This window comes from Chryseobacterium sp. FR048 (assembly GCF_056844665.1).
The window spans coordinates 426,335-447,028 of sequence record NZ_JBXDSE010000002.1; the positions used below are offsets into that span (position 1 = coordinate 426,335).

16 protein-coding genes are annotated in these 20,694 nt (G+C 36.9%); 2 read left to right on the forward strand and 14 right to left on the reverse strand.

Annotated elements, in window-relative coordinates; genetic code table 11:
• The first annotated feature begins 38 nt into the window (after nucleotides 1-38).
• Both AC106K_RS06900 and AC106K_RS06905 read left to right on the forward strand, forming a co-directional pair.
• Entirely contained in the window at nucleotides 39-1,217 is a 1,179-nt protein-coding gene (locus tag AC106K_RS06900) for a M28 family peptidase (RefSeq protein WP_482444012.1), read from the forward strand.
• Between the two features lie 188 nt (nucleotides 1,218-1,405).
• On the forward strand, nucleotides 1,406-2,581 hold the full coding sequence (locus AC106K_RS06905; protein ID WP_482444013.1) for a M20/M25/M40 family metallo-hydrolase: 1,176 nt from the start codon (nucleotides 1,406-1,408) through the stop codon (nucleotides 2,579-2,581).
• 95 nt (nucleotides 2,582-2,676) lie between these two features.
• Here the strand turns inward: AC106K_RS06905 and AC106K_RS06910 are convergent, their stop codons facing one another.
• From AC106K_RS06910 to hisC, 14 genes are all read right to left on the reverse strand, one after another.
• Complete coding sequence (locus AC106K_RS06910) at nucleotides 2,677-4,041, reverse strand: S41 family peptidase (RefSeq protein WP_482444015.1); 1,365 nt, start codon at nucleotides 4,039-4,041, stop codon at nucleotides 2,677-2,679.
• A gap of 127 nt (nucleotides 4,042-4,168) precedes the next feature.
• Nucleotides 4,169-5,194 (reverse strand): RNA ligase family protein, encoded by a 1,026-nt coding sequence (locus AC106K_RS06915; protein ID WP_482444016.1) that lies wholly within the window; start codon nucleotides 5,192-5,194, stop codon nucleotides 4,169-4,171.
• A 307-nt stretch (nucleotides 5,195-5,501) separates the two neighbouring features.
• Nucleotides 5,502-6,176, reverse strand: a complete 675-nt coding sequence (locus AC106K_RS06920) for a hypothetical protein (RefSeq protein ID WP_482444018.1) — start codon at nucleotides 6,174-6,176, stop codon at nucleotides 5,502-5,504.
• A 224-nt stretch (nucleotides 6,177-6,400) separates the two neighbouring features.
• On the reverse strand, nucleotides 6,401-6,814 hold the full coding sequence (locus AC106K_RS06925; RefSeq protein WP_482444020.1) for a hypothetical protein: 414 nt from the start codon (nucleotides 6,812-6,814) through the stop codon (nucleotides 6,401-6,403).
• Complete coding sequence (locus tag AC106K_RS06930) at nucleotides 6,814-10,323, reverse strand: DUF6443 domain-containing protein (protein ID WP_482444022.1); 3,510 nt, start codon at nucleotides 10,321-10,323, stop codon at nucleotides 6,814-6,816. The genes AC106K_RS06925 and AC106K_RS06930 overlap by 1 nt, the downstream gene beginning before the upstream one ends.
• Before the next feature lie 6 nt (nucleotides 10,324-10,329).
• Complete coding sequence (locus tag AC106K_RS06935) at nucleotides 10,330-12,855, reverse strand: hypothetical protein (RefSeq protein ID WP_482444024.1); 2,526 nt, start codon at nucleotides 12,853-12,855, stop codon at nucleotides 10,330-10,332.
• 46 nt (nucleotides 12,856-12,901) lie between these two features.
• Nucleotides 12,902-13,711, reverse strand: coding sequence for a hypothetical protein (locus AC106K_RS06940; protein ID WP_482444026.1), 810 nt, complete (start codon nucleotides 13,709-13,711; stop codon nucleotides 12,902-12,904).
• Between the two features lie 5 nt (nucleotides 13,712-13,716).
• On the reverse strand, nucleotides 13,717-15,342 hold the full coding sequence (locus tag AC106K_RS06945) for a T9SS type A sorting domain-containing protein (protein ID WP_482444027.1): 1,626 nt from the start codon (nucleotides 15,340-15,342) through the stop codon (nucleotides 13,717-13,719).
• Between the two features lie 375 nt (nucleotides 15,343-15,717).
• A complete protein-coding gene (gene hisIE, locus AC106K_RS06950) occupies nucleotides 15,718-16,305 on the reverse strand; it encodes a bifunctional phosphoribosyl-AMP cyclohydrolase/phosphoribosyl-ATP diphosphatase HisIE (protein ID WP_482444029.1) in 588 nt (195 codons plus the stop codon).
• Nucleotides 16,302-17,054 carry an imidazole glycerol phosphate synthase subunit HisF gene (gene hisF / locus AC106K_RS06955; RefSeq protein WP_482444030.1) on the reverse strand — a complete coding sequence of 251 codons (753 nt, stop codon included), beginning with the start codon at nucleotides 17,052-17,054 and terminating at the stop codon, nucleotides 16,302-16,304. The genes hisIE and hisF overlap by 4 nt, the downstream gene beginning before the upstream one ends.
• The gene (gene hisA, locus AC106K_RS06960; RefSeq protein ID WP_482444031.1) at nucleotides 17,047-17,769 is read right to left on the reverse strand and encodes a 1-(5-phosphoribosyl)-5-[(5-phosphoribosylamino)methylideneamino]imidazole-4-carboxamide isomerase; all 723 of its coding nucleotides are present in this window, start codon (nucleotides 17,767-17,769) and stop codon (nucleotides 17,047-17,049) included. Before hisA ends, hisF begins: the two co-directional genes overlap by 8 nt.
• 99 nt (nucleotides 17,770-17,868) lie before the next feature.
• Entirely contained in the window at nucleotides 17,869-18,450 is a 582-nt protein-coding gene (hisH, locus tag AC106K_RS06965) for an imidazole glycerol phosphate synthase subunit HisH (protein WP_482444032.1), read from the reverse strand.
• Between the two features lie 86 nt (nucleotides 18,451-18,536).
• Nucleotides 18,537-19,631, reverse strand: a complete 1,095-nt coding sequence (hisB, locus tag AC106K_RS06970) for a bifunctional histidinol-phosphatase/imidazoleglycerol-phosphate dehydratase HisB (RefSeq protein WP_482444034.1) — start codon at nucleotides 19,629-19,631, stop codon at nucleotides 18,537-18,539.
• A complete protein-coding gene (gene hisC / locus AC106K_RS06975; protein WP_482444036.1) occupies nucleotides 19,628-20,665 on the reverse strand; it encodes a histidinol-phosphate transaminase in 1,038 nt (345 codons plus the stop codon). The genes hisB and hisC overlap by 4 nt, the downstream gene beginning before the upstream one ends.
• Nucleotides 20,666-20,694 lie beyond the last annotated feature (29 nt).

Consider the following 20,694-nt stretch of genomic DNA (forward strand, 5'->3'; position numbering starts at 1 on the left):
CTTATAAGGTGGTGTCCTACTATAATATATCTGAAAAAATGAAAAAAATCGCTGCTTTTCTGTTGACATCCATTGCCCTTCAAAATGTGGAAGCCCAGACTTTTATTCAGGCTTATCAGGACAGGGCCAATATGGTAACTCAAACTAATATCACAACCTATCTTCAGGAATTTGCCAATTTAGGGGTAAAAACGACAGGTTCAGCAGCGAATGCCAATGCATTGACATGGCTTAAAAATAAATATATTTCTTATGGGTATTCTGCCAGCCAGATCGTGGAAGATCCTTTTACTTCAGGAAGTTACAGTTCTAAAAACCTGGTGATTACAAAAACAGGAACCGTATATCCTAATCAATATGTAATTATCTGTGGGCATTTTGACAGTATTGCAGGCCAGGGAGTAAATGATAACGGAAGTGGAACCTCCATCATTCTGGAAGCGGCAAGAATCATGAAAGACATTCCTACAGAATATTCAATCAAGTTTATTCATTTTTCAGGGGAAGAACAAAGTCTATTGGGCAGCAAACATTATGCAAATGCGATAGCCTATCAGGGAACCTCCCGTTTACTGGATATAAAATTGGTTTTCAATCTTGATCAGGTGGGTGGTGTTATGGGAAATAATAATAACACGGTCTACTGTGATCAGGATCTTGGAGGCCTTTCTTCAAACAATGCTGCTTCTGCAACAGCAACCCAGGAACTTAGAAACTGCACAGCGCTCTATTCTACTCTGCAGACGGCAGTAGATGTCGCAGAAAACACAGATTATATGCCCTTTGAAGCTAAAGGATACACCATTACCGGTTTTTTTGAAAGAATAAGGAGTACTTATCCCCATACTACGGCAGATACTTTTGCCAATACAGATCCTGTATATATTTATAATATCGGGAAAGCATCTTTGGGAGCATTGCAGCACTTTGCCGTTGCCAACAGTACATTGGGAACCCATGAAACTGTCGTGAAAAATTCAATGGAAAATATAAAGATCTACCCTAATCCTGCAAAAGATGTCATCAATATTGAACTGCCGGATTCCAGTATTAGAAATTTCAGTTTTGAATTGACAGATTTCTCCGGACGTACTTTATTCATTAAAAAAGATAATGAAACAAAGATAAATGTTTCCGGGCTGGAGAATGGAGCTTACATTGGAATTTTAAAGGCTAATGATAAAACCGTGGTAAGAAAAGTTCTGATCGAGCGATAATATTTTAAACATCAAACCTTTTACTGACATAGACCTTTGAAAATAATTCAAAGGTTTTTTTATGATTTAAAACTAATATCAAGTCAAACACACAATATATGTTAAAAATATAATGATTTTTTAAAATCATTAAACACTTTCATGTGATTTATTTACTACATTCGTATAACCAACTAAAAATAAATTATATGAAAAAACTGACCACATTATTGTGCATCTCATTGGCTGCTCAAAGCATCAGTGCCCAAACATTTATCCAGGCTTACAAAAACAGAGCAGATCTGGTAACTCAAACCAACATTACTACCAATCTGCAGGAATTTGGTAATCTGGGTGTAAAAACTACCGGATCACAGGCCAACACCAATACTTTGAACTGGATCAAAAACAAGTATACTGCTTATGGATATACGGCCAGCCAGATTGAAGAAAGCCCGTTTACTTTTGGATCTACCAGCTCTAAAAATCTTATCATTACAAAAAAAGGAACGGTTTATCCGAATAAGTATGTGATTATCTGCGGACATTTTGATACGATCTACGGCCCTGGAGTGAATGACAATGGAAGTGGTACTTCCATCATTCTGGAAGCGGCAAGAATTCTGAAAGATGTTCCTACAGAGTATTCTATTAAGTTTATTCATTTTTCCGGGGAAGAACAGGGACTCAGAGGAAGCAGCCACTATGTCAATAATGTAGTCTATCAGGGAGGCGTCCGTAAACTGGATATAAAACTCGTCTTCAATCTTGATCAGGTAGGCGGTGTAAAAGGAAACAATAACAACACCGTATACTGTGACGAAGATCAGGGAGGTCTTTCGTCGAACAATGCAGCTTCTACCGCTGTTACTCAGCAGCTCAGAAACTGTACGGCCCTCTACTCGCCTCTTCAGACTGCCGTAGATCCTGCTGAGGATACCGATTATATTCCTTTTGAGCAAAAAGGTGAAGTAATTACCGGCTTCTTTGAAAGAATAAGAAGTACCTACCCTCACTCCACTAAAGACACTTTTGCCAATGTAGATCCGGTATATGTTTACAATATCGGAAAGGCAACAGTAGGTGCATTACAGCATTTTGCCGTTGCGACCACAACATCAGGAACTGTAAAAACCGCAGTAAAAAATCCATTAAGTACGGCAAAGATCTACCCTAATCCTGCAAGCAGTATTTTAAATATTGACTTACCGGATGCTAAAGAAGCCAATTTCAGCTTTGAAATGACCAATTCATCCGGAAGAACTGTCCTTAAGGTGAGTAATGAAACGAAAATCAATGTTTCCACATTGGAAAACGGAGTGTATGTAGGAGTATTAAAATCCGGTGATCAGACATTTGTGAAAAACATTCTGATACAGAAATAAAAAAATCAGGCGTAAAACCTGAAAATTGTAAGGAAGAATATAAATAAACCTAACAGGTTTCGGAAACCTGTTAGGTTTTGCTTTTGCTGTATTATTTAAAGCAGTTCAATAATCTGCTCCTCTGTTTTATCTTTTAAATCAATTATTTTTGTCGGAATCAGTTTATTAGGGGAAACATTTCCAGCAGGTCTGATCCATTCTTTCACTCCAAAAAGAAAGTTCAACTTTGTATTGGGAGTCTGAAAATCAATAAGTTCTCCAAAGTGATTAGGATGTCCTTTTTCCGGTATTTCTCCTATCACTTCCGCCAGTTTGTTATCCAGAACAATAGCCCCAAACATCATAGCACTTGAAAAGGTATTTTTCCCTACAACCACATAGGTTTTTCCATTGAATCTTAATGGATTTTCACCAGCTTTCACAATTCGGGATTTGATCGGATAAAAATCTCCGTTTTTTAGACTTTCATATTCCGGAACCGTTTTATGATCTGCTTTTAAAACATCTGAGTATTCCTTGCTTTTTTTCCACCTTCCCTGATAAGAATTGTAATCTTTTCCAGAGAAATAACTGATAAGGAGATTCCCAACTCCTGAGTTTCCACCCGAGTTATGATGAACATCCACAACCAAAGACTGTACATTATCTTTTTTGATCAGGATAAAAATACTGTCAAATTTCACCTTCCATTCATCAAGAGAATAAGTATGCCTATCATCAAATGTATTGACTTTCAGATAGCCGAAGTTCTTTATTTTTCTATAATCAATTGGTATAAAAGCTTCCTGTTTTTTCGGTTGAGTTTTTGCAGCATTGGCTTTCAGCTGTTCCAGGGAAACACTTTTTACCACGGTTTGAAGTCCGCTCTTAAATTTCAGATCATAGTTATCCGTAATAAAATAGCAGTATTTGTTGATCATAATCCAAAATTTATCCACTGCCATCGGAACCCTTTCTTCTTTGGCTCCCGGAATTGTCTTTGCACAGGTCTCCAATACTTCTCCGATCGGAATTCTATTCATGGCAATCAATTCATCACCAATATTCAACTTACTGTCTGAATAGTTTTCTGTCAGCAGCATCTTCCCATTTTCATATTTAAATTTTAACGGAAGTACTTTCATACTTTTTTTAATGCTGTCTGTCACACAATAATCAGACATACTGCTGTGTTCATCATTTAAAGTGACGATCAAAGGTTTCGCAAGGAAATAAAAATCCTTTTGAGTCATCCCATCTTTTAAAGCCTTGCGGATGTTTGAATATTTCTTCTCAAATTCTGATTCTGAAATTTCAGTAAAAGGATTGACATGGGCATTGATAATCTTTTCTTTTATAAAGTCGACATCCTGCTCAAGCTGCTGCCTGGTAAACTTCTGAGAATACATTTCATTGCATGTTTTCTGAGCAAAGATAGAATTGGCAAATAGGGCCAGTAATAGCGCTAGCTTTGGTTTCATTAGGAATTAATTTTTGTGAGATTAGTAATAGTATTCCCTTTTTTGTTACAGCGATGGCTGTTGGAAAAAATTGGATAATAAAGCAACAGAGCCGGAAATCATCCTGCTCTGTTGTTATTTTTCTATCTTATCCATTTAAAATAACTTTTTGAATTTCAGAAACCACCCTTTCTTTGATCCATTCTTTATCTTCATGAGAAAGATCATTCAGTAGATTTCCATTATTCTCATTAAAGTCGGTAAAAACGTCTTGTAAAAACTCTTCTTTTATCTCAGAAAGGCGATCCTGATTATTTACATCAAGTGCTCCAACCTTAGAAACTACACTTTCCAGTCGATTTTTTGACACATAGGTTCTCAGTTCATCGGTAATGAAAGATAAGTTTTCCGTTTTGGAAGAAATATCCGGGATAAATGACCATCTTTCGGCTTTATGAAATTTTTCTTCTTCATCGAATTCCGGATTCTTCAGTTTGATAATCGGCCGACTGGATAATAATTCTACATCTTTCAGATCGTATGGTTTTATCACTACGCCTTCGATCAGGTTCTGTTCCAACGCCGGCAGTCCAAACTGTGCAGGAATGGGAGAATTGATCCGGGTATTGAAATTCAACGCTTCATTAAATTTGCCGATCAGCAAAGGTTCTGCATAAGGAATTTCAAACTGAGTAAAATAAGATACCGCCGATTCGTAGTCTAAATAGTATTTCATTCCGGCTTCATTTACAATAGCAATGTCAAATGCATAGAAATGAATATCCGGGGTATAATAAACTCCTGTTTGTATGGCTTGCAAATTTTCTACTGCACCAACCTCAGGATGAGGGTATTTCCCGCCAAACAATTCTCCATAAACGATATATCGGGAACCGGGAATCGCCAATCTTAGATGCTCAAATAAGCGGATCATCGTATCCTCCAGTCTTCCAACAACCATCTGGAAGCCAAAGAAATCATCTGACCAGTTAAGATACTCTCTTCTTTTGGCATATTTCAATTGGTTATCTTCATAGGAAAAACTAAAATTGGCTCCGTGGATCTTCTCCGTAACCACCCATTTCAGTTTCTCCATTTTTGACATATCTCTTTCATTAAGCCCTATTTTCTTCAGGGAATCAGGCATTTTTTCATATCCTGAAAATTCATTCATTGAGTTCATGGGTTATATAATAGTTATAATTGGATGCAAATATAGGTATTAGAATATGGATTTACAGAGATTTGCAGTGTATTCGTTTTCTTCCTTATGCAGCTAATGCTTCATTACTGTCTTTATATCAACCTTATGGGTCACCTGACTCATAATCAGGTGACCATTGAAATTCTACCTTGGTAAAGGTGTTCTAAAAATTGAAAAACTATTGCGATCTCAATGGTTTGAATACATGAGGCTTATTATCTTTTTGATTTGTTTGCTTATAAAAAATGATCAATTCTTTGTAAGATTCAACAAATTTTTAATTTTTAGGAGTATAATCATATAGTTTTTTTATCAGAAATTTTCCATTTATCTTTGCTACAACATAATATAATTTGGTCGCAGGCTGATCTCTTGTTTTTTCTGAAATAGCATTTTCCCTTTTGTCATAAAGATAGTCTTCTATTAATTCCATTCTACTATTTAAATTAGAGTCTGATTGTAAAGAATCTTTTATCAACTTAGATCCATTATTACTTTCATCAAATTCATAGTGATTGTAGATAATGTTAATTTTTCGTTCGTTTCTTTTCCGTGAAAAAGTAAGAGTCGATTTACTTACAAGAGTAGAATCATCATTAGGATCAATCATATTTACAATAATAAAATCGGAATTAATATTTTTATATACAGTAGACAGCAAGTTTTTTGTATCAGTCGCATATAGCTCATAATGACTAGCCTGCGCATTGCAACTTTTCATTAATATCTCGTATACTTCTTTATTCTTCTTTTGTTTGATAACTTTAAGTAATTCGGATTCATGATCAAGACATACCTGAATTCCTTCTTTCTTTAGTTTACCAAAATAGCTACTGATATCTTTTAAAATCTTTCTTTCCTTTTGTTGAGCATTTATACTATTTGGATAAAGCATTGCGAAGGAAAAAAAGACGCAATGAAATATTCCGAGGATCTTGTGAATGTTTTTCATGATAATCTTTGTATTGATAAATATAGATAATTGTTAATAAAAATGCCACACGAAAGGATTCGTGCGGCAGCAAGGGATCACTCTTTCTGTATCGGAAGTCAATCTTTTATGTCGGGTAAGGACTTTTTAAAATATAAAACCACGGCTCAATAGCCGTAGTTTTGTTACTATTGCGTCACCACACGATGCAATCGTGTAGCAACGTGGGTTATATCACTTTTTTATCATTTTATGTTTCTATTAGGCTTACCTTCATTATCTATAAACAGTCCACACATATTTAAACAATCTTCATAGAACGTACTATTCATTTTGCTTGTCCAAACAACTTTATCGTCAATTAGTTCTTTTTCAAGTAACTCTTTTGTCAAATTTTCTGGCATATGTTTATGTATTTCCTTTTTTAATCTAAAAAAATATGATTTCCGTTTCTCTAATTTGAATTTGTAATCTACTTGATTATTACAAATCCTAGGAATAGTAAATATACCACGGCCAGATTTACCATTTATGTAGATTATAAAACTACTTTTTGTAGAGTCTATTTTACTAACTTTCGCAGTTAGCCTTATCTCGCTTTCTTGCTGACAGTATATACTATTAGACAATAAAAAACAGATTAAAATTAATACTTTCATTATGGAGAGGTTTTAAAACGTCCTACAGATGTTCTTACATTTGTTTTATTATTTATATAAATAAGTTCCTCCTGTGTGTATAATATTTTACCATCAGTATTTTTAATATTTTGTCTTATATGCTCACTACTATATTCTTTCCCAGGATCCTTATGTCTTGGATCTAATTTATTGGCTGCTTTATGAGCAGCCATATAACCTTTGTCCTTATTCTCAGGTGTTCCAGCTGGACTACCTGGGCTATTAAGTAGTCCTGAATAATCTTCTAAGCCTTCGTGTAAAACACCGACTCCTTTTGGTAGGCCTAAAGCTTCATCTATTTTTTCACTAACCATAGGGTTTACAACATTTATCCCTATCATTTTTCCATTTCCTGCCATTTTACTTCCTCCATAAGCTCCTCCTTGATAAAAAGAGCCATCATCAAGTCTGTAGTCCCCATCTGTTTTTAAAACAACTATATTGCAATTATCCTGTGTTGCTTGCAAAAATGTAGAAGATGCATCCGTCAATTTTACACCTTCTACAGCTGTAGCTGTAACCTTACCATTTTTATCCATTGTCAAATTTAACTGGCCCTCTACAGATGCTTGTAATAATTCAAAGGCTTTATCTTTATAATCACCTGTAATAATTACATCTTTTCCTTGTCTACCATCAGGGTCAATAAACCTAACAGGATTGTTGTAAGCATAATTATAAGTAGACCAACGACGAGATTTTTCTGCTAATGGATCAATCACTCCCCATCTGCCAATATCCGGCATATACATTCTTGCGCCGTAATCGTACATTCCAGTCTCCTGAAGCTCTTTGCCGTTGTACTTATAACTATATAATCCTCCCAAATTAGAAAGACTCAACATTCCTGTGATGTGGTTTAATCCAAATGGATAATAGTTGCTGGTATCAGTTATTTCAAGAGCGCCTGCGCTGTTTTTGGCATAGTTCACCCGAGCATTGCCAAGATAATCTTTGTACTGATAAATATAACGATTTTCTTCAAAACTATAAAAACCTTCTGCTGTGGGTACAAAATCTAGTTTCCATGTTGGTGGTTCTCCTAGATCAGGAATAGTTTGTCCGATACTCTTATAAGCTTGTTCTTCAAAAGCAGATGCAGTGCGACACTCCAGACATATTCCACCACCTTCTCTATATGTATACTGGAACCCGTCCAGATAATCGGTTATAGTGGTACTTGTCATTCCTCTTGGAGGTGTAGTTGAATATATTTTTCTCAACTTGGTTCCATCTGAACGGTAAAGATAACCTAGATCTTCATATCTGATCAATCCCAAACGGTTTGAATAAATTGAATAAGCATTTGGTAAATTAAGATAATTATACTTAATGGTATTAATACCTTTATCCTTCATATTGATCATATTTCCATTCAGATTATAATCAATAAGATTATTTCCACCTTCATACCCTGTGTCATTCATAGCATATTCTATGACCTGATTCAAGCGATTTCCGGTATATTTATACTCCATATTATCTACTAAAGTAGAGGTTAGTCCGTATACCGGAACTGCCCAACGTTTCAGGGTACCGATGTTTCCGTTCAGATCATAGGCAAGGTGTTCATCAAAGGTTCCACTGACACCCGTTGAGGGTTCTTTATAAAAAGCTTTGGTCAATCTATTGACCTTGTCATATTCGTAATCATAGCGTTTCAATAGATTTTCAGAGCCATTGTTCCAGTCTACTTCTGCTATATTTCCATTGTATCTGCCAACTACCTGAGTATTGGCCGGATTGTGATACTTTATTTCATATCCAAACAGTTTTCCGTTCAGATTAGAAGGATCATTAATTCTGGTCATCCACCCTCTGATATTGTATCGGTAATCGATCTGCTGAAGTGGTGAAGCTGCTGCAATCCCTCCCACTTTCTTAGATTCAAGCTGGGAAAGTTCATTGTATTTGTTCTGGGTAAGGTATTCTACAGGATTATTGTCTACCTGATGTTTGTGTACCAACAGTCTGTTTTGTGGATCGTATTCAAAATTCTCTGTGATCACCCTTTCTGTATCGGAAGTCAATCTTTTATGTCGGGTAAGGGTCTGTAGTGGTAACCCTGCAAAATCCAGTTTGGATTCTGTTCGGGTATAGCCTCCCAGGTGGTTGATGGAATGGGTTCCTATTACTCTTGCTTTCTGATCATAATACGTGTAATTCTTCGTCCAGTTGTCATCTTCAATATTCTTTACAAAACTCATGACAGGTAAGCCTTTGGTGCTTCTTCCGTCTGAAGTTGGAGTAGCCGTTAAAACGGTCATTTCAGGGGTATTGGCCGGAAGTGCGGGGTTAAAACCATAGGAAGGATAGCTGTCATAATAGTTTAAGGATAATAAAGTCACCCATTTCGTTGAATTGGGATAAGTAGTATCAGGATTATCATAGTACACATTCATTCCCTGTCTTTCGAAAAAAGCAGTATTGATTCTATTGACACTGTTTGAAGCATATCCGTTAGCAATACTTTGTTCCTGAGATCTTTCTCCACCTGTACTTATACCGGTAATCGCGACTCTTCCAAATGCGTCATATTTAGTGTACAGCCAGTGACCTTTGAGCTTTAATTCTGCATCCTGAGTGCCTACCAATCGGTCCTGTTTGTCATATATCATAGATTCCCAACCTTTTCCGGGAAGTTTTTTCTCTACAAGTCTGCCCCTGCCATCATAGCGGTATTGATAGCAGAGTTCATCTTGTTTTGTGGTATTGGCAACAATATCACCTCTCATACTGGCTATAGGAGGTATAACAAAGGCTAGCTGGTCATATTCGTTATACACATAATAGGTACTGCTTTCATCTTCTTTTCTCACCATTATAAGCTGGCCATTGCCATTTTTGAATTCTATGGTTTTATTCCCATCTTCATCAGTAACCGTATTTTTATATAATTGGTTATCCGTATACAGCCAGTTTTCACCTAATACCGATTTGGTAGCTCCATTTTCCCAGGTGGTAACGGTTGTAAATTTTCTTACCTGATCATTAACGGAAACAGCTGAATATTCAAACTTCACAGGTTTAGTACTCCAGGCGTTTCCTACCTGAATCTGCTGTTGTATCCTATCCAAAGGAGAATTTTCCAAGACTTTTTCTGAGTAGATCTTTTCGCCTGTATAAATCCCAGTAACATCACTTACAGGAAAGTTTACCATTCCCGGTGTCTGGGAATATATTGTCCCGTTTTGGGTTCCGGATTGGGGAACGGGAAGATAGTCTCTGGTTTGTCTCCCAAAATTATCATAGACGATGGGCGTTACTATATCTCTGCCTAATGGTGAAGCTTTTATATTGATAATCTGCTTAGGTCTCCCAAGACCATCAAAATACTGAACGGTTTCCGCCGATTTGGTCGCCTGGGTTCCGCTATAATCAAGATAGGTTTTTGTCTGTATATAGTTTTCGGTATTTGGAAGCGGGGTAAGCTGGGACTTCACAGTACCCACTACCAGGATTCCTATGGGAATTAATATTTTTTTCATCAGGTATTAGTTTTTATAGTTGTATTTCATTTCCTTCAATACTTTGCCATCCATATCAATGACTTTCTCCAGTCTGCCGGCTGAATCATAGAGATAATTTTCTCTGATACCGGACGGTGGGGTAATGCTTCTTACTCCGATTAATGGGTCGTAGGTATAGGTAGAAACAAAAGAAGTAAATCTGACATCGTTGCTAAGTCTTGTTCTGAATCTTTTTAAAGCAGATAAAAACGACGTTTCATCATTATTCGCTCCCGCATTGAAATCTATATCAGAAGCATTGATAATGTCTGCCGTTTCAGGAGAAAGCTGCTGCAAATAGGAATATATAATCCCTTCTACTTTTGCAATAGGAAGGGTCTGATTATACCCCCATACGATACTCACAGGGATCCCTTCTTTGGTGGTATACTGAAGAAGATTTCCTTTACTGTCATAGCGGTCATAACGTACATCTGCATCCATCAGCCCGGTGAGAAGATTCTGCGAAACTACGGAGTAAGGAAGGGCAAGCCCCGATGTTTTAGCATCAGCACTTGTCTGGCTATCAGGATATAATGTTTCTGTTTTCGAGATGACTTTGCCATCTTTTTTAACTTCTGTTTCAAGAGGAACTCCAATCATATTTTTACCGATCAGATACTGGTTGTTCTTTTCATGTGCATATTGATAACGGGTCTCTGTAACACTTCCGTCAGGAGATAAAAGCTTCTGATTAGTGAGCTGATTATGAAAAGGCATTCCTGTGTAGTCATAATTCAAGGTGGTTACAATTTTCTTATATGAGGTTTCAAGACTATCGGCAGCAGGGGCATTCTGATACGCAGCATATGTTAAATAAGGATTTAACGGAACTCCGTCTATATACTCTGTGGTAACCTCTTTATTTGGTTTGGTATCTATAGTATAATTTTTATACGTCGCAATATAGAAATTGGCAATCCGCTGTACAGAAGTATTGTTACAGATTGCTGATGTAATATCATCAAATGCTTTGGAAACAAACAGATTAGATTGGGTGCCGAGAATATTATATCTGTTTTGATAGCTGACCTGTTTGGCTTTAAAAATGGCTCCGTTCCGGCTATCAAAATATTTAATATTTTCAAGCCCTCCGCTAAAAGACATCCTGTTACCTTTAGCAGGAAAATAAATATTATTTAATAAAAAGGCAAAAAAGTTGGACATTCCATACGCTGTATCAAAATATCCATGGCCTGCAGATGGAGATCCGCCGCCTGCCCCCCCGGCTGAGGATGGGCGTATTCTAGCCAGATTATCTTCAGAGTCCTTACGGAATTTTTTCTCATACCCTCCATTTTCAAAATTATCGCCTCCCAAACTACAGGAAACAACACTATATCTGCTTTGTCGCCTGCTGTTATAAAGAGCACTTGTATTATTGGAACTAAAAAGAGCATAAGTAACTGCAAAAGACATCATTGATCCCAAGTCATCCGGATGCATTTCTTCAAATGTCACATTCTGAACATCAGGGGTAATCATTGCATCGACAACCCGAAGGTCTTCTTCTTTAAGCTTATATAAATCAGCTGACCGGTAGTATAATCTTTTATATTGTGCAGGTTGTCCATTTTCTAAGGTTGTGGAGCTTTTAAGACGGGGTCCAAACCAATCGATAGTCTCTAAAAATGTATATTTAAACTTCAAATCGGCTGCCAGCCCACTTGTTATAACTGTAACAAGATATCTTTTATCTTTCTCAAGAGGAACCATGACCTTAACTGAATCAATATCATAACCATATACTTTTTGATACGAGCTTATTAAAGCCCCGGTATCCATATCTTCTACCCGAAAGCCCGCTTTTTTCAAATGATTTATACTTTGAGGACCTGAATAAGTTGTTAATACAAATTCTATCGTCTGATCCATCGGCAATCCTTCAATAACTGTTGCATCATTGAAATCATCAGGAAGCCCTTTATTTCCGTATCGTAAAACTTTGGTCTTCGGCATTTCATATTCAAAAGATGTTTTCCCACCGGTAGGATAAATCACTTGTTTAAGGGCTCCTTTCGTCGCAAACGCCAGCTCCGGAGTGCGGTCACTAAAGCCTGATAAAATACCTGAAGAAAGAAAGGTATTATTAGGTGCTGGAATACCAAAGTATTTTGCGATCAGTGTACCTCCGCCTTTACCATTATAGTAACCAAACATATCCTGTGCGTAATCCAGTCTTTTAGGAAGTTGGTCAATATTATCATATCCGAACTGATACTTTTTATCAAAAACATTCTTATTATAAAAATTAACAGCAGCAAGATAATATCTCTGGATAAGGCTTTGATTTTCAAAAAAATAATCCAAAACCACCTTTTTAAGTACATTTCCTCCAGAACTGTACTCAACCTGTGACAGATAAGGATCAAAATCTGAGTTGGCCTTCTCTGTATAAATAAAGTTAATTGCATCTCCGTTCACATTGCTGGTGATCTGTTGTAATCTCTTTTTATTTCTGGTATAATGAGTTTGAGTACGGATTAATAATTCCGGGTCAAGATTCGGCATAACACCGGTCCCTAAACAACAGGAATACAAATACCTATAATGAATTTCAGAAATATTTTTTTTTCACCAGATCCCTATTGCTGTAATTGAATATTATTTTCTCATTATTCTGATGACGGATCTCTTTCAGAAAATAGGATGATACAGCATAAACTCCGGGAGGATTATCAGGCATTGCTTTGGATGCTGTTGTTTCCTGATAATCATCACCACCTCCGAAGGTATATATAAGTCCTTCTTTAGTTGTAATTTCAAAACCTGTAAACTGTTTATTATTTGTACTTCCTGCAGGCAGAATGTTCTTTATTTTTACACCAGCATCATTCTTAAGGAATACCGGTAGAAAATTTTCATCCAGATAAAAAGAACCTGAAATATTTCCAAACCTGAAATCAAAAATATCTCTCTCCGTATCAATCTGAATAGGTGTGTAGCATGCTGTCAGTATTTCATTATCTGCAGCACAATCTGAACTTGTCGTCTGTTTGATCTGATCCTCTGTTTTATTCATCCTCATGGTAGCTTTTTCATCAATAAGCCCGTTCACAGTCCTTGTGACAACTCCTCCTGCATCCAACACCCAGGTCATTCCTGTTTCATTCGGTAAATCATCTACTTTTACTCCTGAACCATTATAAAGCAAGCTGATACCAGTGGAAAGTTTTCCTGCTGTAAAATTATAGAGAGGAACATTTACATTTACCGAACCGGTATGCTCATTCTCAGACACTTCACTGCCAGCCTTTATAAAAGAAAAAGACTGTGGGCTGGGAGGGATAAAACCTTCCTGAGAATAGATTAAATAATAGTTTGCTAATAATAATAAAAATAAGATTCTCTTTAATATTTTTTCCATGGTGTTTATTTTTTAATCAGCTTTGCATTCGCTGTTTTGTTATTATCAGTTTTGATGGTCACCAGATAAGCGCCCTGTACCAAAGCTTGGGTATTGATCTTGGTCACATTATTCTTCGTTTTCACACTCTGAAGTTGTCTTCCACTCATATCATACAACAGAATATCTGCTTCCTTGAAATCAAAACCTATTTCTACGTAAGCATAGTCCGATACAGGATTTGGATAAATCTTGATGTCTTGTTTTTCGATCAGCTGATTAACTTGCTTGTCTCCAAGTTTTACGATCTTCCAGTTCTCCTTTCCAAGTTCTGTTGCACTCGTTCCGGCTAAAATGATAGAGCCGTCTCTGTTCAGTTTCAAATCTGAAAGCCTTTCTTCTCTCTGTCTTGATTCTCCTGTCACATGTTTTCTCCACTGCTCATTACCGTTCTGATCCAAATACAGCATCCAGAAGGTTTCATCATCTTTTTCTATTCTGCCTTCTGCTTGGGTATAGCCTCCTAAAAGAATTCCTTTGGAAGATTTGTCATCTGCTGAATGAATCACGCTCATTCCCATCAAAACATCACGATTTTTGAAGCTGTAGGATTTCTGCCACTGTTCTTCTCCTCTTTCATTCAGAGAAATCAGCCAAAGATCTGTGCCTTCTTCAATGCCTACCGTTTTGTTGCCTGATCTTTCTGATCTGGATTCTCCACCAATAATATATCCGTTTGAAATCAAGGCTAAAGTTCTGATATGATCATCTCCTTTTCCGCCATAGTTCTTCTCCCACTCTACTTTCCCGTTTTTGTCAAGTTTGACGATCCAGTAGTCGCCTTCACCGAAGTTGTTGCTTTGTTTGGAGGTTGCAGATGTTAGGTTGCGGGTAGCAGTACTTTCGGTTGAGGATTTACTTTCAGGATTTCTTACTCCTGCCCCTGTATCACGGACCTCAGAGCTTCGGGAATAAATTCCTAATAATGCTCCACCATCTTTCGTTGGAATCATTTTTTCAACTTCATCCAGACCTTTTCCGCCTAAAATCAGTTGTGAAAGCTCTTTTCCGTCTTTATCCAGCCTGGTGATCCAAACATCTTTGGAACCATAGCCTTTGGAGGAGTTTTGTACATTTCCCGCCACAAAAAATCCTAAATCTGTGGTTTGAATCACTGATCTGGCTTCTTCATCAGAAGAAGTCCCTAAAGTTTTTTGCCATAATTCATCACCAAATTCATTAATTCTGATCAGCCAGATGTCAGATCCTCCTTTAGAATCCTCTTTTTTATCCAGACCTTTTCCTGAATAAGAAGTTCCGGCAAGAAGGAATCCGCCATCCTGAGTAGTCACTGTTGCTGATAAATAATCATGATTTTGCCCTGAGAAATACTTTTCCCAGACTTCATCCCCTTGTTGATTCAATTTTACAAGATGGAAATCGTAGCCGTTGTTTTGCTTACTGCCTGAAGCCTTTTGCTTATCGCTTTGAATAGAGCTTCCTGTGATCAAATATTGCTGATCGATTGTGGTGGTAACCTGGCTTAGAAAATCCTGTGTAGAGGATTTGATGTCTTTCTGCCATACCACTTCCTGGGCAAACATACCGAGGAACATGCATAATGTCAATGCACTGAAATAAACTTTTTTCATTCCTGTGTTGTTTTTTGAGTTAACAGTTTTAGTTTTTTACAATTTTATCTTATAACGCTTAAAAGTAAAATTAATTATATTTAACATAAATAATTATGACTTATTAACACTAATTTAATAAAAATTTTTCAATTTTAATGATCTTATACAAAGCTGTCAATATACTGCGACAGAACATGTCGTATTATAATTAGCTTTTAAAAATTTAATTCAAGAGGAAAGTTTGATACGAAGAAAAGGAAACCATGAATAAAAGAAGCAGAGTAGTTTTTTTATAAACTTCTGTATTATGTAACAAAATGATGGGAAAATTATACTCCACAAAATCATTTTCTCATTTTTCCAATAAAAAAACCTTTGAAATCAATCAAAGGTTTACTTGTTTCTGTTCAAAAGAATTTCCTCTATATCCTTCAGCGAAAACCCTTTCGCTTTCAGTAAAATCAGGAAATGGTACAACAGATCTGCAGCTTCATTTTTAAAGAGATCCTCATTATCATCCTTAGCTTCAATTACCAGTTCTACAGCTTCCTCACCTACTTTTTGGGCCACTTTATTGATCCCCCTCTGATATAATGAATAGGTATAGGAGCTTTCTGTTTTAGCATCGATTCTTTGGGATACTTTTGCTTCCAGCTCATATAAAAACCCTTTAGCCTCTTTATCTCCAAAGCAGCTGAAACTCCCGGTATGGCATACTACATTCTTTGGAACGGCTTTAATCAGAATGGTATCCTGATCGCAATCGACAGCAATACTTTTTACTGTTAAAAAGTGGCCGGACTCCTCTCCTTTTGTCCACAGTCTGTTTTTGGACCGGCTGAAAAAGGTAACAATCCCTTCTTTTTCTGTTTTATTAAAAGCTTCTTCGTTCATATAACCTAACATTAAAACCTGCAAGGTTCTGTCATCCTGAATAATGACAGGCACAAGGCCATTGTCTTTAGTGAAATCAATTTTCATCGTATCTGGATTTTTTGAGTTTTTAATTCTTTTTTTAATTCCTGAATTCCTATTTCATTAAAATGGAAAACACTGGCTGCCAAAGCACCTGTAGCTTTTGTTTCATCAAAAACTTTAACAAAGTCAACAACCGCTCCGGCCCCTCCTGAAGCAATTACAGGGATACTGATACTTTCTGAAACCTGTTTGGTAATCCTAAGATCAAAACCATTTTTAGTGCCGTCTCCATCCATAGAAGTCAACAGGATCTCTCCTGCTCCCAGAGCCGCTGCTTTCTGAGCCCACTTCACTGTATCCAGCTCCGTAGCTTCCCTGCCGCCTTTAATATGAACAAGATCTGCATTCCTTACCCGTTTTGTATCGATTGCAACGACTATACACTGGCTTCCGAATTCTTTTGCGAGTGCAGAGATCAGCTGTGGGTATTTTACTGCCGAAGAATTGATACTGATCTTATCTGCGCCTGCCTCCAGAAGTCTTCTCACGTCTTCAACAGAGGAAATTCCTCCTCCTACCGTAAACGGAATACTGAGTTCTTTTGCAATATCTTTTACCAGTTCTACAAAGGTTTTCCGGTCTTCAAGAGTTGCTGTAATATCGAGGAAAACAAGTTCATCTGCTCCCTCCCGTTCATATTTCTTTGCGAGCTCTACAGGATCTCCTGCATTTTTAAGGTCTTCAAAGTTGATTCCCTTTACGGTACTCCCATCTTTTATATCCAGACAGGGGATAATTCTTTTTTTAAGCATTTTCAATAAAATTTTGAAGTTGTTGCAGGCTTATTTTTCCCTCATAAATTGCTTTCCCTATAATGGTGCCAGAACATCCAATATCTTTCATTTTATATACGTCTTTGATGCCTGAAATACCACCACTCGCTACCAACTGTACTGCAGTCTTATATAAAATCTCAATATACAGTCCTGTCGAAGGTCCTTCAAGCATGCCATCTTTTGAAATATCGGTGCATATGGCTGTCTGAATTCCTTTTTTCTGATATTGAAGAATGAAATCAACAACATCTTTATCACTGCTCTCCAGCCAACCGGAAGTTTTTATTTTCCTGTTTTCAAAATCTGCACCCAGAATGATTTTATCGGAACCATATTGCTGAATCATTTCATAGCAGAATTCAGGGTTCTGAACTGCTATACTTCCCAGAGTAATTTGTTTTGCCCCGGAATTAAAAGCCGTTTCTATGTCCTGCAGCGTTTTTAATCCGCCTCCGAAATCAATATTTAATGAAGTGGAACGGGCTATATTTTCCAATACCTTCTGATTGACAATATGTTTTGATTTTGCCCCATCAAGATCTACAAGGTGAAGATATTGAATTCCAAAGCTTTCAAATGCTCGGGCAACTTCTACAGGATCTTCATTGTATATTTTGCTGGTGCTGTAATCACCTTTTGAAAGACGGACACATTTCCCGTCGATAATATCAATAGCCGGAATAATTTTCATTTGTTTATTTTTTTAAGTTGACTGCCTTTTACGGCTGTTATTTTGTGGAAGGAATACTTTAATCCATACGATTCCTGTGCCGTAAATTGCATATTCACACTATAATAGACTGATAAAGTTTTTCAGTATCTGATTCCCTATACTTCCCGATTTTTCCGGGTGAAACTGTACTGCATAGAAGTTATCTTTCTGTAAGGAAGCACTGAACGGCAGAATATAATCACAAACCGAAGTCGTGAACTCTGATAGTTCACAATAATAGCTGTGTACAAAATAAACATCCTTATCCTGCCCGATTCCAGAGAACAATGGAGAATTTGGCGCTGAAACGGTATTCCACCCCATATGTGGGACAATATCTTCAGCTGGGAACTTCCTTACATTGATGTCAAAAATTCCTATTCCTTCCGTATTGCCTTCTTCATTCCCTTTACACATCAGCTGCATTCCCAGACATATTCCCAGAACAGGCTGTTTCAGAGTCGGAATAAGCAGATCGAGCTCTTTCTCTTTCAAAAGCTTCATGGTGGATGATGCTTCGCCTACCCCCGGAAAGATCACTTTATCGGCTTTCAGAATCAGTTCAGGATCGTCTGTAATCACTGCGTCTGTATTTAGCCTGTTCAATGCATTCTGAACAGAATTTACATTTCCACCGTTATATTTTATTATTGCAATCATAATTTTAAAAATAATTTATCAATCATTGAGCTTTAAAACTAAACTCTTTCTACAATCTCTAACTTCTAACTTCTAACTTCTAGTATCTATAAACTCCCTTTTGTAGAAGGCAAACCATAATTGGTATCAGACTGATTCACCGCCATCTTAACCGCTTTTGCAAATGCCTTGAAAATGGATTCTATCTTGTGGTGTTCGTTATCTCCTTCTGCTTTAATATTCAGATTGGATCTTGAAGCATCCGTAAACGATTTGAAAAAGTGAAAGAACATTTCTGTAGGAACATCGCCAATTTTTTCTCTTTTAAATTCTGCCTCCCAAACCAGCCATGGCCTCCCCCCGAAATCAATTGCTGCCTGCGCCAGACAATCATCCATAGGAAGCAGGAAACCATATCTTTCAATTCCTTTTTTCTTCCCTAGTGCTTTGATAATAGCTTCTCCGAGAACAATCCCGGTATCTTCTATCGTGTGATGCTCATCTACGGCCAAATCCCCGTTTACTTTCACCATAAGATCCATATTTCCGTGTCTGGCAATCTGGTCCAGCATGTGATCAAAGAAATGAAGACCTGTTGAGATTTCAGATTTTCCGCTCCCGTCTATATTGACTTCAATTTCTATCTCTGTTTCATTGGTTTTCCGGCTTACTCTGGCTCTTCTCATTCCTGATTTTAAAAACTGATAAATCTCTGTCCATGAGTTTGTACTAAGGCTCGCTTCCCTATTAAAGTTTTTATTTAGAAAGATAGATTTAGTTCCCATATTTTTAGCAAGTTGAACATCGGTACTTCGATCACCAATTACATAGGAATTTTCAAGATCATAGTCTCCATAAATATACTTTACCAACATTCCGGTTCCTGGTTTTCGTGTCGGAAGGTTTTCGTTTTCAAAACTTTTATCGATTAAAATATCATTGAAAACAATACCTTCATTTTCGAACGCTTTCAACATTTTTTCGTGAGGTTTGATGAAATCTTCGAAGGGAAAACTTTCCGTTCCCAAACCGTCCTGATTGGTCACCATTACCAGTTCATAATCCAGTTCATTTGCTATCTTGGCAAGATTCTGGAATACTCCGGGATAAAATTCCAATTTCTCCAGAGAATCGACCTGAAAATCGGTAGGTGGTTCAATAATTAACGTTCCGTCTCTATCAATGAACAATACTTTTTTCATAGAGATTTATTTTTTAAAACGTTGATTAATTTTTCATTTTCCTGGCGGTTTCCGACATTGATTCTGATACATCCCGGTATCGAAGGATCTCTTCTGCTGATTAAAATTTCCTCTTCCAACATCTGTTTATATACCTTTTCCACATTTTTCATCCTGATCAAAAAGAAGTTGGCATCGGTTGGAAAAACCTTGTCAATACATCCTATCCCTTCCAGCTGGCCTTGCAGCCACTCTCTTTCTGTCAAAATTTTGTTGACGTTTTCTTCAAGTCTGTTCTCCTCATTCAGACAATTAAGAATCAGTTCCTGGCTAAGGACATTGACATTATAAGGTGCTTTTATGGTATTAATCAATCTGATAATTTCCTCAGAAGCGTATGCCATTCCTACTCTGGCTCCCGCAATCCCCCATGCTTTTGAAAAGGTCTGAAGCACAATGAGATTTGGGTACTGATCCAATAATTCAAGACTTGATTTTTTCCCGGAAAATTCGATATAAGCTTCATCTACCACAACAATCCCGTTGAAATTCTGAAGATAAAACTCTACATCTTCAGTACTGTTTCCTGTTGGGTTATTAGGTGAGCATAAAAAGAATACTTTAAGAGAGTTATCATTGATGATATTCAAAAAGTCATCTTTAACAATTTCAAAGTTTTCATTCAAATTAAGCTGCACCACCTTGTTTTCATTGATCGTAGCATAAAAACCATACATTGCAAAGGAAGGATTCATCATTAAAATTGAATCTTTCTTAGGCTCACAAAATATTTTAATAATCAGATCAATCAGTTCATCACTGCCGTTCCCTATGGCGATCTGTTGCGGAGAAAGGTTTTTCAGGTCTGCCAATCTGTTTTTAAGCGTTTTCTGAGTAGAATCAGGGTAACGGTTGTATTCTCCGAACGGGCTTTCGTTAGCGTCCAGAAATGTGGGAGTATCAAATTCATTATGATCTCTGAAACTGATGTAAGGCTGTAGTTTTAATATATTGTCTCTTACTAAGCTTTTGATGTTGATGGTTGTATTGTTCATTCTATTGATTTTTATTTTTAATGGTATAA

Bases quoted from the DNA above. Each gene is read 5' to 3' on its own strand.
- AC106K_RS06900 (WP_482444012.1), top strand. From the start codon at position 39: ATGAAAAAAATCGCTGCTTTTCTGTTGACATCCATTGCCCTTCAAAAT.
- AC106K_RS06905 (WP_482444013.1), top strand. From the start codon at position 1,406: ATGAAAAAACTGACCACATTATTGTGCATCTCATTGGCTGCTCAAAGC.
- AC106K_RS06910 (WP_482444015.1), bottom strand. From the start codon at position 4,041: ATGAAACCAAAGCTAGCGCTATTACTGGCCCTATTTGCCAATTCTATC.
- AC106K_RS06915 (WP_482444016.1), bottom strand. From the start codon at position 5,194: ATGAATGAATTTTCAGGATATGAAAAAATGCCTGATTCCCTGAAGAAA.
- AC106K_RS06920 (WP_482444018.1), bottom strand. From the start codon at position 6,176: ATGAAAAACATTCACAAGATCCTCGGAATATTTCATTGCGTCTTTTTT.
- AC106K_RS06925 (WP_482444020.1), bottom strand. From the start codon at position 6,814: ATGAAAGTATTAATTTTAATCTGTTTTTTATTGTCTAATAGTATATAC.
- AC106K_RS06930 (WP_482444022.1), bottom strand. From the start codon at position 10,323: ATGAAAAAAATATTAATTCCCATAGGAATCCTGGTAGTGGGTACTGTG.
- AC106K_RS06935 (WP_482444024.1), bottom strand. From the start codon at position 12,855: ATGCCGAATCTTGACCCGGAATTATTAATCCGTACTCAAACTCATTAT.
- AC106K_RS06940 (WP_482444026.1), bottom strand. From the start codon at position 13,711: ATGGAAAAAATATTAAAGAGAATCTTATTTTTATTATTATTAGCAAAC.
- AC106K_RS06945 (WP_482444027.1), bottom strand. From the start codon at position 15,342: ATGAAAAAAGTTTATTTCAGTGCATTGACATTATGCATGTTCCTCGGT.
- hisIE (WP_482444029.1), bottom strand. From the start codon at position 16,305: ATGAAAATTGATTTCACTAAAGACAATGGCCTTGTGCCTGTCATTATT.
- hisF (WP_482444030.1), bottom strand. From the start codon at position 17,054: ATGCTTAAAAAAAGAATTATCCCCTGTCTGGATATAAAAGATGGGAGT.
- hisA (WP_482444031.1), bottom strand. From the start codon at position 17,769: ATGAAAATTATTCCGGCTATTGATATTATCGACGGGAAATGTGTCCGT.
- hisH (WP_482444032.1), bottom strand. From the start codon at position 18,450: ATGATTGCAATAATAAAATATAACGGTGGAAATGTAAATTCTGTTCAG.
- hisB (WP_482444034.1), bottom strand. From the start codon at position 19,631: ATGAAAAAAGTATTGTTCATTGATAGAGACGGAACGTTAATTATTGAA.
- hisC (WP_482444036.1), bottom strand. From the start codon at position 20,665: ATGAACAATACAACCATCAACATCAAAAGCTTAGTAAGAGACAATATA.